Annotated in this window: 11 protein-coding genes and 2 pseudogenes; 8 read left to right on the forward strand and 5 right to left on the reverse strand. The window is 59.7% G+C overall.

The window, feature by feature from the left end; genetic code table 11:
• The first annotated feature begins 75 nt into the window (after positions 1 to 75).
• Together AABF56_RS34065 and AABF56_RS34070 are read left to right on the forward strand one after the other, a co-directional pair.
• On the forward strand, positions 76 to 699 hold the full coding sequence (locus AABF56_RS34065) for a hypothetical protein (protein ID WP_272809244.1): 624 nt from the start codon (positions 76 to 78) through the stop codon (positions 697 to 699).
• Between the two features lie 107 nt (positions 700 to 806).
• Positions 807 to 1,994, forward strand: coding sequence for an IS701 family transposase (locus AABF56_RS34070; protein ID WP_272809243.1), 1,188 nt, complete (start codon positions 807 to 809; stop codon positions 1,992 to 1,994).
• Positions 1,995 to 2,195: 201 nt separating this feature from the next.
• Here AABF56_RS34070 and AABF56_RS34075 read toward each other — a convergent pair whose 3' ends face one another.
• The 4 genes and pseudogenes from AABF56_RS34075 to AABF56_RS34090 all read right to left on the reverse strand — a co-directional run.
• A complete protein-coding gene (locus tag AABF56_RS34075) occupies positions 2,196 to 3,062 on the reverse strand; it encodes a class I SAM-dependent methyltransferase (protein WP_338341951.1) in 867 nt (288 codons plus the stop codon).
• A gap of 13 nt (positions 3,063 to 3,075) precedes the next feature.
• Positions 3,076 to 3,882: an ABC transporter ATP-binding protein gene (locus tag AABF56_RS34080; RefSeq protein ID WP_272809340.1), complete on the reverse strand. Its 807-nt coding sequence runs from the start codon at positions 3,880 to 3,882 to the stop codon at positions 3,076 to 3,078.
• On the reverse strand, positions 3,879 to 4,871 hold the full coding sequence (locus tag AABF56_RS34085) for a FecCD family ABC transporter permease (protein WP_443021304.1): 993 nt from the start codon (positions 4,869 to 4,871) through the stop codon (positions 3,879 to 3,881). Before AABF56_RS34085 ends, AABF56_RS34080 begins: the two co-directional genes overlap by 4 nt.
• A 32-nt stretch (positions 4,872 to 4,903) precedes the next feature.
• Positions 4,904 to 5,851 (reverse strand): annotated as a pseudogene (locus AABF56_RS34090) (ABC transporter substrate-binding protein); the annotation flags it as partial.
• A 725-nt stretch (positions 5,852 to 6,576) separates the two neighbouring features.
• Between AABF56_RS34090 and AABF56_RS34095 the strand changes: the two are divergent.
• From AABF56_RS34095 to AABF56_RS34120, 6 genes and pseudogenes are all read left to right on the forward strand, one after another.
• Complete coding sequence (locus AABF56_RS34095) at positions 6,577 to 7,614, forward strand: aliphatic amidase (RefSeq protein WP_272809337.1); 1,038 nt, start codon at positions 6,577 to 6,579, stop codon at positions 7,612 to 7,614.
• 102 nt (positions 7,615 to 7,716) lie between these two features.
• Complete coding sequence (locus AABF56_RS34100) at positions 7,717 to 8,520, forward strand: CbbQ/NirQ/NorQ/GpvN family protein (RefSeq protein WP_338341958.1); 804 nt, start codon at positions 7,717 to 7,719, stop codon at positions 8,518 to 8,520.
• Positions 8,520 to 10,727 (forward strand): nitric oxide reductase activation protein NorD, encoded by a 2,208-nt coding sequence (locus AABF56_RS34105; RefSeq protein WP_272809335.1) that lies wholly within the window; start codon positions 8,520 to 8,522, stop codon positions 10,725 to 10,727. The genes AABF56_RS34100 and AABF56_RS34105 overlap by 1 nt, the downstream gene beginning before the upstream one ends.
• Before the next feature lie 47 nt (positions 10,728 to 10,774).
• Positions 10,775 to 12,730: an acetate--CoA ligase gene (gene acs / locus AABF56_RS34110; protein WP_272809334.1), complete on the forward strand. Its 1,956-nt coding sequence runs from the start codon at positions 10,775 to 10,777 to the stop codon at positions 12,728 to 12,730.
• Between the two features lie 15 nt (positions 12,731 to 12,745).
• Positions 12,746 to 13,345 carry an adenylate kinase gene (locus AABF56_RS34115; protein ID WP_272809333.1) on the forward strand — a complete coding sequence of 200 codons (600 nt, stop codon included), beginning with the start codon at positions 12,746 to 12,748 and terminating at the stop codon, positions 13,343 to 13,345.
• A gap of 330 nt (positions 13,346 to 13,675) precedes the next feature.
• Positions 13,676 to 13,777, forward strand: a pseudogene (locus tag AABF56_RS34120) (antirestriction protein ArdC); the annotation flags it as partial.
• A gap of 3 nt (positions 13,778 to 13,780) precedes the next feature.
• Here AABF56_RS34120 and AABF56_RS34125 read toward each other — a convergent pair.
• Positions 13,781 to 13,954 (reverse strand): hypothetical protein, encoded by a 174-nt coding sequence (locus AABF56_RS34125; protein WP_272809332.1) that lies wholly within the window; start codon positions 13,952 to 13,954, stop codon positions 13,781 to 13,783.
• Between the last annotated feature and the right edge of the window lie 115 nt (positions 13,955 to 14,069).

Raw genomic sequence — 14,069 nt, forward strand, 5'->3', positions numbered from 1 at the left:
ATTTTGACGAATACTTGCTTCTTGCACGGCCGAAGGACCAAGTGGCCGTATACGAAGCTATCGATAGGTTCAATCATGCCTGATGGTCGGCGACCGGACACATCTGTTCATCAAAACGAAACCCTGTCGTTTCCTAGTATTGTCGCGGGGCCTCACACAGCGCTGGTTTTCGACAATCGGGACGGCACTCTTATCGACGAGTGGATGAATGGCAACGATTATGGAGACTTCGCCGAAATAGCACTGATGTGCTATTGGCTCGACGAGAAGATCGTCCGGGCACCGAACCTAGTGAAAACGGCGCAAATATATCAGGAGTACGAGGATAAGCCTGGCCAGAAGATATCCGATCTAATCGTGGTGAGAGCGAGACTTCTCGAAGCCGAGCCACTCGCCGCTATGATTACAAGGGCAATGGCCGTGACGAACGTCTACCATGTCACAATCGTTGCGGACGTCGCCGACCTTCTTGTGTTCGACCGCCTGACCTCACTACTCATCGACAGCCCCCTACAGTCAATGCATCTATCGGCGCGCCTGCTAGTCCGCGATCGTGCACCGACTTCTGAGCGGCTTGATGGGCCCGTAATCCAGCAACTTCCTCGCGAGCGGTGGCTGCCCGAGATAGTTCGGCGCAGGGCGTTTGGGAGTCGCCCGAAGCCTGATGACACTCCCAACGCAGGCCATCACTTGCATTGAGGATGGCTGCCGAATTTGAGGTATGTCGCTATCAGCCGGACTAGTACTACAGTTGCGTTTACATCGAAATTCTGATTCACTTCCGATGTTTGATGGGAGAGATTTCGATGTCTGTCGCGGGTTGGTCCGGTTCAGTGGTGGCATGGCAGCAGGAACTCGATACACTGAAGCAGCGGCTAGGCCCGGTCTTTGGTCGACGTGAACTCCGGGCATCGGCCGGTGCCTTCCTGGACGGTTTGTTGTCCGGAGTTGAGCGCAAGACCGGCTGGTTGATGGCTGAACAGGCAGGTCTGGAGAGCCCCTATCGAATGCAATCGCTGTTGGGGCGCAGCCAATGGGATGCGGACACGTTGCGCGACGTTGTTCGCACGTATGCAACAGAGGCACTTGGCGATGAGGACGGCGTCCTTGTGGTCGATGAAACAGGATTCCTGAAAAAGGGCACACACTCGGTCGGTGTCGCACGACAATATTCGGGCACGGCTGGGCGTATTGAGAACTGCCAAGTCGGCGTCTTTCTTGCATATGCGAGCCGTTACGGTCAAACCCTGATCGATCGGCAGCTCTATTTGCCCAAAGACTGGAGCGAAAACGAATCGCGGCGTGCGGCGGCTCACATCCCGCAGCAGCAAGCCTTCGCGACCAAGCCGACCATTGCAGCCAAGCTCATTGCCGATGCGCTCGATGCTGGCGTGCCTTGCGCCTGGGTATTGGCTGGTGCGCTCTATGGATCGGATTCCAAACTACGCCGCATGCTGGAAAGCCGCGGCCAGCCGTATTGTCTGGCAGTTCGTTCCAATCATCGCCTGCGCTTTGTCCATGAGCAACACTTCGAGCAAACTGATCCGGAAACAATGGCCGCGGAACTGGAGCCGGGAGCCTGGTCCAGTCATGCAGCCGGAGAAGGTGCCAAGGGCCTTCGGCTTTACGATTGGGCCCGTATTCCTTTGAGCTCTCGTCCTGATGGGCAATGGGAACGTTGGCTTCTCATCCGTCGCAGCCGGCGCGAACCGGACGCACGCGCCTATTATTTTGTCTTTGCGCGTGCCGGTACAGAACTGAGCGAGTTGGCGGGTGCCGCCGGGCTGCGGTGGACAGTGGAGGAGTGCTTTCAGCGCGCTAAAGATGACCTCGGCCTGGATCATTGCGAAGCACGCTCGTGGCATGGCTGGAACCGACACATGACGCTCGTCATGGCTGCCGCAGCTTTCCTCGCCAAGCTCGGCGCTGATCTACGCCGCGTGGCTACTGGCAAACCGAACGAAAGGAGTCCAAATCCTCCAATCGCCGCCTGATCCGGATACTTGCATTATTGCCGACCGTCGCAGAGATCCGCTATCTGATTACGCGACTACTGCTGCCGCCGCCGATCAGAGTTCGCTACATCCTCGCTTGGTCACTATGGCGACGAAGCCACCAGGCTTCCGCAATGACCTCACATTATAAAACACGCCATCAAACGCAACTGTAGTACTAGGAGACCATAGTTAGAGCCATTAAAGGCCATCGTGCTTTAGGCTTGCCCATTTGGTGTCGCCAAGATCCGAGCTGTTCCCTTGATACCCGTCGCGTATAAGGGCGTAAGGAACGAGGGGACGCTCGGCGACGACTGCAAATCGCGCGTAGAATAATGTCCGTAGCCTGTTCCGCAGCGTTGCGCGTTGGCGCTGTGCCGACGTTATCGGACCGTGTTTGATCCGGGAGATCGCCGTGTATCCAGTTTCGTCGAGGAGCTGGGCGATCATCTCGAATGTCAGACCTTCGCTGAAAGGAAGTCGGGCCATGATGCTGGCATGTTTCTCCGTCATGACGTTTTCGTATAGGGGATCATGACCGACGAAGCGCTCGAGGCACCGTACGCCAATTTCGGCGCACCGTCCGATGAACGGCTTGGTCGCCCAGTTGCCGTCGAAGACGATTAGCTTGCCACCCGGCTTGAGCACCCGTAGCCATTCAGCAATAGCCTTACGCGGGTCCGTCAGCGTCCAGACGAGGTGACGGCAAACGATCGCGTCATAGGCGTCGTCGGGCTCCATGGTGTTCTCCGCGTCCCCGAGAACGAAACGCACTTTAGCGGACCCGGTGTGTTTTCCCCGGGCGACCGCCAGCATCTTCTTGGAAAAGTCGATTGCCGTTACGTCATGCCCTAACGAGAGAATGACCTTCGTTATTTCGCCCGTCCCGCAGGCAAGCTCGAGAACCCTCTTTTTCCCGTCCCCCAGAATGTTTTGGATAGACGCCGTCCAAGCATCCTGTTCAGGTCCGGGGGCGATGCGATGCCCGAAGGCGAGGTCAAAGGTCTCCGCTCTTAGAGACCAGTATTCCCGGATGTCTTCTTTGAGATCGTAGTTCCGCGGGTTCACAGGTTTCCCTTCCTTAACTGGCGGCCTTGAGCCTGCCCTCGCGAGCCTGGTGAACCCGACCGCGCGGCACGAAACGAATGTTACAGCTGCCGTGCCCGATGGTTTCCACCTCGGCCTCGACGCCGAAGACTTCGCGGATGCAATCCACTGTCAGCACTTCGGACGGCTTGCCGAGCGCAACCAGCGATCCGTTTTGCATAAGCGCGATCCGGTCGCAGAACAGGGCCGCATGGTTAAGATCATGCAATGCCGTGACTACAGTAAGGTCGAGTTTCCCGACCAGATCGAGAAGGTCGATCTGGTGGCCGATGTCGAGATGGTTGGTCGGTTCGTCAAGAAGAAGCACCTTGGGTTCCTGTGCAAGGGCCCGGGCTATGTGAAGCCTCTGGCGCTCGCCGCCCGAGAGGGTGTGCCAGTATCGTCCCGCGAGATGTTCCATGTCCACGTTTCGAAGCGCCCGGTTCACGGTCTCAGTGTCTATCTGCCTCCAGGGTGTATATGCGCCGAGGTGGGGAGTGCGGCCAAGTTCGACCGCCTGACGCGCGGTGAGGCGTTCTCCGGTCTCCGCTTGCTGTTCCACCAGGGCGATGCTTCGGGAAACGTCGCGTCTACCGATTTTCGACAGCGGTAAACCATCCAGCGTTACGCTGCCGACCTGGGGTTTGCGTATTCCGGAAAGAAGGGACATCAGCGTCGTCTTGCCCGAGCCGTTCGGGCCGACAATTCCGAAGAATTCGCCGTCCGCAACGTCGAAGGAAATCGACCGGAGGAGGGTTGTTTCGCCTATAGACCAAGAGAGCTGGTTCGCCGATAGCTTCATGCCCGTTCTCTCTTTTTCGCTAGGATGACGGCGAACACCGGAGCGCCCACCAGGGCGGTCACCACACCTACGGGGAGAACCTGTCCGGGAATGAGGGTGCGTGAGAATATATCCGCGAGGATCATGAAAACCGCCCCGATGAGCGCCGATGCGGGCAGCAGCACACCGTGTCTCACACCTACCAGCATTCTTGCCGCATGGGGTATCACCAGGCCGACGAACCCTATCGAGCCGACGATCGACACCATCGTCGCGGTCATTACGGCAGAAGCGCCGATAACGACGATCTGGGTCCGGAGCACGGATATGCCGAGTGACGCTGCCGAGTTCGAACCGAACGCGAACGCGTCGAGCGCACGCGAGTGCCAGAGACAGATGAGGAGGCCAAGGAGGGTTGCCGGAATAGCAAGGTACGCGTCTGGCCACCTTACGCCGGACAGATTTCCGAGAAGCCAGAACATGATTCCACGCGCCTGTTCCGCTGTCGCCGCCTTTGTCACGATAAAGGACGTCAGCGCGTTGAAGAGCTGCGAGCCGGCAACACCTGCCAGGATGATGGCGGTGGTTCCGGTACCGGTTTTCAAGGCGAGGAGGCTAATCAGCAGGAACGCCGTGAGCGCACCGAGGAAAGCACCGAGGGGAAGGCTCAGCATGCCGGTGCCCAGCCCGAGGATGGCGACACTGACCGCTCCCGTAGAGGCTCCCGCCGAAATGCCGAGGATGTAGGGGTCGGCTAGCGGGTTGCGCAGCAGGGACTGCAGCGCCACTCCAGAGATAGCCAGTGCTGAGCCGCAACACGCGGCAACGACAGCCCGGCTCAGCCGGTAACTCCATACGATGCCTTCATCCAATGGGGCGACGGGATATCCGGCACCCCAAACTTTGTTGGCGATCGTCTGCCCGACGGTCGCCATGGGGATCGCGGTTTCGCCGATCGCGGCCCCCATGCAGACGCTCACCAGGAGGACGGCGACTGCGGCGAGGGCCATCCCTGTCTTGTAGAAAGGTGAGCCGGGCTTGGTCATTTCGCGAGCCCGGCCTTCTCAATCGCGTCGGCTAACGTCTCGATGCCCTCGATCGTGCGTATCGTCGGGTTCATGGCCTGGGCGTCCATCGGAAAGACGTGGCCTCGCTCGACGGATTCCATCAACCGCGTTACGGGGTCGCTCTCGAGAAACGCCATCTTTGATTCGAGGCTGTCCATCGGGTAGCGACGGCGCTCCATTGACCCGGCCACAATGACGGTGGGGTTCTTCTTGGCGATCGTCTCCCAACCGACGGTGGGCCATTCGTCATCGGTCTCGATGACGTTTTTGATGCCGAGCGCGGACATAATGTAGCCGGGCGCACCGTTCTTGCCCGCGACGTAGGGGTCAGCTTGTGCCGCACTCGAAAACCAGAATACCGCCGACACCTTTCCTCCCAGTCCTGCGACTTTATCTCGTGCCGCTTGCTCTCTTTTTTTGAGGTCTGCGACAACCTCCTCTCCCGTGTCCTGGATGTTGTAGATGGCGGCTACATCACGGATTTCCTGGTAAACGAGGTCCATGGTAAAGACCTGATGTCTCACTCCGTCGCTCGCGGCCGAATTCTCCTTGCCGACGCAATCCGACGGCGAGATGTAGACCGGAATTCCGAGCTCATCGAACTGCTCGGGTTTGGCGACGACGCCTTCCGGCCCGACCTGCCATTGGAACTGAACGGTGATCAAATCCGGCTTTTTAGACAGGACGCTTTCGAAACTCGGATCGTTGTCGGCAAGTCGTTCGATTTTGGAATCGATTTCTTCGTACCCCTTGAGGACTGGACCCACCCAGAGAGCGGTCCCGACGACTTTGTTGGCTAAACCCAGTTTGTAGAGGATTTCTGTGCTGCTCTGGCCAATCGAAACCGTCCGGGTAGGGGCGTTCTCGATCGTGATGTCGCGACCGCAATTCCGTATCTTGAGCGGATACGATGTCTCGGCAGCTTGCACTGTGGATGTTAGCGCTGCTGCGAAAAGGACAGGGCAGAGGGTGCGGAGTAGGATGTTCATCGAGTTCCCCTTTGTCGGTATTCATGACGACATCTCCAGACCCGTGCCGTGTTTGAGGGCACGTGTGCGGAAAAAAAACCCACGTCTCGCGAAGCGAACGTGGGGCGTCGTTACCTTGGATTTGGATGGCGTTGTTGCCAGCGAAGAAAAGCTAGCGAACACGTACTATGACGTCAACAGCTTTTGTTGGCGAATGGCGAGTACCTCATAAGCGCATTTCCACATCGCTGCTGCCAACTCGTTGTTGACTCGAGCCAACCTCTAACCTAGTCTTCGTCACATCGGTATGGCAAAGATGCCATCGAAATACGGGTGATGTGACCCCACGCTTTTCGCTTTGCGGAACGTGGGCTTTTTTTTGTGTTCGGTTTTCGCCGGGCAGCTTGTCGGCAACAGAGCCGAACTACATAGGTGGCAAAAAGGCCCCGGAACGAACTGCTCTCAAGCAGCCGTTCCGGGGCCTTTTTTATTCTTGCCAGGGAGAAAGAACTTGAGGCGGAGCGATCGGTCAATCGCCGCTCCGGCAGACGACCGTTTCGCGGGGCGGGCCTCCCACCGCTTCGCGTCCATCATGTCCGAGGCCTGCGCCCACTAGGAATGCAGGCCTCGGAAGACGACCATCCGCCAAACCCAGAAACGACAATGTGAGGAGAACGACTATGTACCACGGCGATATCACCAGCAGCAAAGACACGGTCGGCGTTGCCGTCGTGAACTACAAGATGCCAAGGCTCCACACGAAGGCCGAAGTCCTCGAGAACGCGCGAAACATCGCGAACATGATCGAGGGAATGAAGGTCGGCCTTCCTGGCATGGACCTCGTGATTTTCCCGGAATATTCCACCCACGGCATCATGTATGATTCCAAGGAAATGTACGAAACCGCCTCCCAGATTCCCGGCGACGAGACCGCGATCTTTTCCGAGGCTTGCCGTAAGGCGAATGTGTGGGGCGTCTTCTCCCTGACGGGCGAACGTCACGAGGAGCATCCCAAAAAGGCTCCCTACAACACGCTCATTCTCATGAACAACAAGGGCGAGATCGTCCAGAAGTATCGGAAAATCATGCCCTGGGTTCCGATCGAGGGATGGTACCCGGGCGATTGCACTTACGTGTCCGAGGGGCCGAAAGGTCTCAAGATCAGCCTCATCATCTGCGATGACGGAAATTATCCCGAGATCTGGCGCGATTGCGCGATGCGCGGCGCGGAACTTATCGTCCGCTGCCAGGGCTACATGTATCCGGCAAAGGACCAGCAGGTCCAGATGTCCAAATCCATGGCATGGGCAAACAACGTCTATGTCGCCGTGGCGAATGCCGCCGGGTGGGACGGCGTCTATTCCTACTTCGGTCATTCCGCCATCGTCGGCTTCGACGGCCGGACGCTCGGCGAATGCGGCACCGAGGAGAACGGCATCCAATATGCCCAGCTCTCCGTGTCGGCGATCAGGGACGCCCGTAAGAACGGGCAGTCTCAGAACCACCTCTTTAAGCTTCTCCACCGCGGCTACACGGGCCTCATCAACTCGGGTGACGGCGACAAGGGTACGGCTGCATGCCCGTACAACTTCTATGCGAAGTGGATCAGCGATCCGGAGGGCACGCGCGAAATGGTCGAGGCCATGACCCGCGGCACTGTCGGAACTGAAGAATGCCCGATCGAGGGTATTCCCAATTCCACGACCGCCCATCGTTGATGCCGTAATCAACACCCTCTTGGCGGGCGGCCTGTCCGCCAGGAGAGATCATCTAAGGATTTCAGCATGCAGCCCAGGACCAACCTCGATCAAGCTTCCGCCATACCCGACGCCCTGCAGGATTTCGCGATCGTCGAGGAGCCGTTTTACCGCGCCTCCGGTGAGGAAGTCGCGCTGTTCGAGGCCGCTTACCGGATGCGCATCCCCGTCATGCTCAAGGGGCCGACCGGATGTGGCAAGACCCGTTTCGTGGAACACATGGCATGGCGTCTCGGCCAGCCCCTGGTGACCGTTTCCTGTCACGAAGACATGACGGCCGCCGATCTCGTAGGGCGATTTCTGCTCGACGCCGACGGCACCAAGTGGCACGACGGCCCACTTACCATGGCGGCCCGCCTTGGCGCGATATGCTATCTCGATGAAATAGTGGAAGCCAGGCAGGACACTACCGTCGTCATCCATTCTCTGACCGACGACCGTCGTATTCTCCCGTTGGAGAAAAAGAACGAGGTGGTGCGCGCTCATCCGAATTTCAGGATCGTCGTGTCCTACAATCCCGGATATCAAAGTGTCCTGAAAGACCTCAAGGAATCTACAAAGCAGCGGTTTTCGGCGATCGGCTTCGACTATCCGGACGACGCGGCGGAAGCGGAGATCGTAGCGAAGGAAGCGGGCGTGGAGTCCGCTATAGCGAGCGCATTGGTTCGCGTCGCGCAGCGGTCGCGCAATCTACGCGGTCACGGTCTCGACGAGGGGGCATCGACGCGAATGTTGATCCATGCCGCCATGTTGACGAGGCAGGGCATTCCGATCGCCCAGGCCTGTCGGATGGCGATCATTCTCCCTATCACCGACGACCCCGACGTCCGCGAAGCGTTGACCGCCGCCGTATCGGTCTGTTTCTGATGCCTTCGCACGCCGACCTCCTCAATGCCGGGCGATGGGATGCCGAGTGGAAGTCGGCTCACGAAAGAATCGACCAGGCCGGGTACGGTGATCTCGTCGCCAGCGCCTACCTTCGGCGGGGACCCGAGCTCGCGGTTATCTCGGGGCTCGAGCCCGTACTGAGATTGGGTCGTGCCGTCTCGGAGTTCGCGATCCGGACGGACAAGCGGACGACTTCCATTTTGCCGGACAGCGCCGTCGCCGCGGCGGAACTACTTCACCGACCGGACGCAGTCATCGAATGGCTGCTCATCGTGGAGAATGCAGCGAAGGCCGCTCCCTCAGCGGTCGTCGTGCTGCTGGAGAACAGCGCCAAAATCCTCGGCAGGGTCGACCTCGCCGGGTTCAAAGCGTTCGTGTCGATGGGTATCGCGATCGGACGTCGCCACCCCGAAAGACAGGCGGCTTTTTTCAAAATGGAAGACCCGGAGGCCAGGCGCTTCTTCGACGTCGAGGAAGGTGCGGATCGATACGCTGCGCTGCAGGGAACGCTTAGACCGTACCTACGCGCCGTGTGGGGCATCGAGCCACCCATGCAGGTCGCCGCACCCGACATGCCCGAGCCGATGCGACGCCGCGTGGGGTTCGGAGGCGGGGGTATCCGGATGCCGCCCTCGTTTGCCGGGTTCGAGGGTGAAGAGTCGCGTCGTATCTATCGCGCCGCCGTCGCCCACGTCGGCGCTCACCATCACTTCACGGAGCATCTGTTTCCCGTCGGATCGTTGAAGCCATTCCAGCTCGCCGTCATTTCCGTGATCGAGGACGCTCGCGTAGAACGTCTGGCGATCCGCGAGTTGCCGGGTCTGGAAGAACTGTGGCTGCCTTTTCATGTCGCCAAGCCCGGCGGCCCGCCTTTGGCCACGTCGCTCCTGGCAAGGCTTGCGAGAGCCCTGATCGACAGCGACTACCGCGACCCCGATGGCTGGATCGAAAAGGGACGAACGCTGTTCGAGCAGGCAGCCGACCTCGATCTGTCCGACCAGTCGCTCAGCAGGACGATCGGCGGCCTCCTCGGCAACGACCTCGGTCAAATGCGTATCCGGTTCGACGCCAAGGGATATGTCGTCCAGCCCGCATATCGCGACGACAACATCGGTATCTGGGATTTCGGCGACGCCGGGGAACCGGCAATCGAAATGCAGGACATCGTCGAAGGCGCTCGGGTCGAGCAGCAGCAGCGCGACGACGGGAAACCGGATGACGAAGCCGAAGAAAGAGCCGATAGCGAGGCTGTCGGAAAGGTATCCCTGAGCCGCGATGCGTCCGAAGGAGTTCTCGTCGCCCGGTATCCCGAATACGATTACCTCGTGCGCAAGGATCGCACCGAGTGGTGTTCTGTTCGAGAACACCGCGTTCCGGAAAAGCCGGCCGACTCGATCATTCTCGCCGAGAAGGCACATGCCGATATCTCGTCCAAGCTGGCGAACATGATCCGTGCCGCGCGGACGGGCCGAACCGAACGCTTGCGACGACAGGCGGACGGCGATGTCCTCGACATGGACGCCTGCATCGACGCTGCGATTTCCAGTCGGATGAACGTAGCTCCCGATTTCAGGGTCTACAGCCGCTACGAACGGAGAAGTCGAGACCTTTCCGTCCTGATCTTGCTCGACGTGTCGAACTCCACCGCCGATGCCGTTCAGGGCGGGGCGAGGAAAGTCCTCGACGTGGAGCGCGTTTCAACTGCCCTGCTATCAAGCACGATAGCCGGGCTGGGCGACAAATTCGCCTTGGCGGCATTCTGTTCAGACACACGTGAAGACGTCCGGTATTTCCGGATCAAGGATTTCGCGGAGCCCTACGATCTCGGGACAAAGATGCGTCTCGCCGGGCTGGATAGCGGAATGTCCACCCGGCTCGGAACGGCTATCAGGCATGCTGCCAAGGACCTTTCACGGCAACGAAGCTACCGACGTCTGTTGCTCGTGGTCACCGACGGGGAGCCTTCGGATATCGACGTGGACGACGAGCGTTACCTCGTGGAGGACGCCCGGGCCGCGGTCCATTCAGTCAATCAGAAGGGGATCGACACGTTCTGCGTGGCGCTCGGCTCCGACGCACCGTCCTACGCCGACCGGATTTTCGGTCGCAAGGGAGCGACGACGGTAACGAGGGTCGAGCAACTGCCGTCCCACCTTCTGGCGATTTTTCACAGGCTGACGCGATAGGGGCGAGTCTGGCCAACACATCAAGAGCATAGTGAGGAGGAGTACCGATGTCACAGAAGGTTTATCCGGTACAGCAACCGGTCAAGGACCGCGCGCTTATCGATAGGGCCAAATACGACCAGTGGTACGCGGCAAGCCTGAAAGACCCGGATGCGTTTTGGGCTGAGCACGGCAAGCGGATCGATTGGTTCAAGCCATTCACGGTCGTGAAGAATACGTCGTTTACGGGGGACGTTTCGATCAAGTGGTTCGAAGACGGCGAAACGAACGTCTCCTACAACTGCGTCGACCGCCATCTAGACCAGCATGGGGATCTGACCGCGATTATCTTCGAGGGCGACAACCCCTATATCGACCGCAAGATCACCTACAGGGAACTTCACGAGCATGTCTGCCGCATGGCGAATGTCATGAAGAAGTATGGCGTGAAGAAGGGCGACCGGGTTACGATCTATATGCCGATGGTCCCCGAGGCCGCATATGCGATGCTCGCCTGCGCCCGGATCGGAGCCGTGCATTCGGTCGTATTCGGGGGGTTCTCGCCCGAAGCCCTCGCTGGCCGTATCGTGGACTGCGAGTCGACCTTCGTCATCACCTGCGACGAGGGACTTCGCGGCGGCAAGGCAGTCCCCCTCAAGGACAATACGGACAAGGCAATCGACATCGCCGCACGCCAGCATGTGCTCGTCGATAAAGTCCTCGTCGTGCGGCGTACGGGGGGCAAGATCGGCTGGGCACCTGGGCGAGATATCTGGCATCACCGGGAGATCGAGACTGTCGACGCCACGTGTGCTCCGGAAAGCATGAATGCCGAGGATCCGCTTTTCATCCTTTACACATCGGGTTCGACGGGAAAGCCCAAGGGCGTCGTGCATACCACGGGCGGATATCTCGTCTACGCCGCCATGACCCACGAATACGTGTTCGACTATCACCCGGGCGACGTCTACTGGTGCACGGCCGATGTGGGCTGGGTCACTGGGCATTCCTACATACTATACGGCCCCTTAGCGAACGGCGCGACGACCTTGATGTTCGAGGGCGTGCCGACCTTCCCCGACCAGGGCCGTTTCTGGGAAGTCATCGACAAGCACAAGGTCAACATCTTCTACACAGCCCCGACCGCAATACGGTCGTTGATGGGTGCGGGTGACGAGTTCGTCACCCGGTCGCACCGGTCCAGTCTGCGTCTTCTCGGCACCGTCGGCGAACCGATTAACCCGGAGGCATGGCACTGGTACCACGACGTCGTGGGGCAGGGGCGTTGTCCAATCATCGACACGTGGTGGCAGACTGAAACAGGTGGCCATCTCATCACTCCGCTGCCAGGGGCGACGGACCTCAAGCCGGGATCGGCGACGACACCGTTCTTCGGGGTCAAGCCAGAACTCGTGGACGACGATGGCAATGTCCTCGAAGGGGCGGCCGACGGCAACCTCTGTATCGCTGACAGCTGGCCCGGCCAGATGCGCACCGTTTACGGCGACCACGACCGCTTCATCCAAACATACTTCTCGACCTACAAGGGCAAGTACTTCACGGGAGATGGCTGCCGTCGGGACGAGGACGGCTACTACTGGATCACGGGGCGCGTTGACGACGTGCTCAACGTGTCGGGCCATCGCCTCGGAACGGCGGAAGTGGAATCCGCTCTCGTGTCGCACGATCTCGTGTCGGAGGCGGCGGTCGTCGGCTACCCGCATGCCATCAAGGGACAAGGCATCTACTGCTACGTGACACTAATGGCGGCCGCGGAGGAATCCGATGAACTGAGGCAGCAACTCGTCAAGCATGTCCGCGGCGAAATCGGGCCCATCGCCGCGCCGGACAAGATTCAGTTCGCGCCGGGCCTGCCGAAAACGCGTTCGGGCAAGATCATGCGCCGGATTTTGCGGAAGATCGCAGAGGATGATTTCGGAGCTCTCGGGGATACCTCCACGCTCGCCGATCCGGCTGTCGTGGATGATCTTATCGCGAACCGACAGAACAAAGCGGCAGCTTGATAAAAGGGAACGAACATGAGGCTGATGTTTCTAGGCGCGCCGGGTGCCGGCAAGGGCACACAGGCGGAAATAGTGTCCCGTCGGTACAAGATACCGCACCTGTCAACCGGGGAGATACTCCGTTCGGAAGTCCGTTCCGGTACCGAACTCGGGCTCTCGATCCGCGCGACTATGGAGGCTGGAGGTCTCGTCTCCGACGATCTCATTTCCGATGTCGTCGCCCGCCGTCTACAACAAGGCGACGCGGCACGGGGCTTCATACTCGACGGATTCCCCCGAAACGTCGCACAAGCCCAGTGGCTTGACGGCTTGCTCCCCGACGAGAGGCTAGATGCTGTGATCGAACTGGTCGTAGACGAAGCCGTCGTTCTGGAACGCGTCCTGAACAGGGCCAGGGCCGCCCTAGCGAATTCTACGGAGGTCCGGAAGGACGATGACGTCGATACGATGCGGGTGCGCCTGGAGGCCTACCGCGTAGCCACGCTTCCTCTTTCGGCATACTACCGCGAGCAAGGCCTGCTCTTCAGGGTCGGCGGAATGAAGGGTGTGCACGAAGTGACCGACGAGATCCTGAGCATTACGGCCCGCGAGACGGTCGCCGAGCCATTCGGTTAGCGACCGCACTTCGCAGCCAATCCGGATGGCTCCCTTCACACCGCCGCTGAAGGGAGCGGATCGGCTGCCGCTCATCCTCGTTGCAGCGGCAGCCGATCGGTCTTGGGAGGGTATCGCCGGAGTCCGTCGCCGACACCGCTTGGTGCCTCTTCCGGGACACTCTCCTCCGTCCCTGCCGGAGGAGAGCGGTCGTTTGCCGTTCCGCCTGTCGGGAGCGGCAAACGACCTGTTTCGCTCGCCGGCGGTTCAGTGCGCGATCTGGGTCAGGAAGGTCTTCGTGCGATCCTGTTCCGGGTTTTCGAAGAACTTCGCCGGGGTGTTCTGTTCGATAATGACAAGCGGGCGATCTTCCAGGCGGCAGCCCATGCGCAACGAGCCGTGACATTCCTGCATTCCTTGCAGCCGGGAGCGGATGTGAAGGCTGCGGCCTGACGCTCAGGCGCGGTCGTCACCAACAGTGGCGGCCGAGTGAACCTCATCCCGTTGGTCCTTCAGACCTTGGGAGATGTCAGCATCCAGCCTTCCCCAGATCGACGGTTTTTGAGCGGCGGGTTTGGGTTTGCGGGACGGTTTGCGTTCGATGATGAACGGTTTGGTCTGCTGACGCATTGATCCTCCGGGCAGCGATTCACGAGCGCAACGATATCGCACGGGGCGTTGCGGGCAAGCAGGCCAACGATGGGAGGGGCTCGGTCTCCGACTGAAGCGTGCAACGGCGTTGATG

The sequence above is a fragment of the Shinella sp. WSC3-e genome (assembly GCF_945994535.1).
Taxonomy (GTDB): domain Bacteria; phylum Pseudomonadota; class Alphaproteobacteria; order Rhizobiales; family Rhizobiaceae; genus Shinella; species Shinella yambaruensis.

Coding starts and splice junctions, on each gene's coding strand:
- AABF56_RS34095 (WP_272809337.1), top strand. CDS start 6,577: ATGTACCACGGCGATATCACCAGCAGCAAAGACACGGTCGGCGTTGCC.
- AABF56_RS34080 (WP_272809340.1), bottom strand. CDS start 3,882: ATGAAGCTATCGGCGAACCAGCTCTCTTGGTCTATAGGCGAAACAACC.
- AABF56_RS34070 (WP_272809243.1), top strand. CDS start 807: ATGTCTGTCGCGGGTTGGTCCGGTTCAGTGGTGGCATGGCAGCAGGAA.
- AABF56_RS34065 (WP_272809244.1), top strand. CDS start 76: ATGCCTGATGGTCGGCGACCGGACACATCTGTTCATCAAAACGAAACC.
- acs (WP_272809334.1), top strand. CDS start 10,775: ATGTCACAGAAGGTTTATCCGGTACAGCAACCGGTCAAGGACCGCGCG.
- AABF56_RS34115 (WP_272809333.1), top strand. CDS start 12,746: ATGAGGCTGATGTTTCTAGGCGCGCCGGGTGCCGGCAAGGGCACACAG.
- AABF56_RS34085 (WP_443021304.1), bottom strand. CDS start 4,871: ATGGCCCTCGCCGCAGTCGCCGTCCTCCTGGTGAGCGTCTGCATGGGG.
- AABF56_RS34105 (WP_272809335.1), top strand. CDS start 8,520: ATGCCTTCGCACGCCGACCTCCTCAATGCCGGGCGATGGGATGCCGAG.
- AABF56_RS34125 (WP_272809332.1), bottom strand. CDS start 13,954: ATGCGTCAGCAGACCAAACCGTTCATCATCGAACGCAAACCGTCCCGC.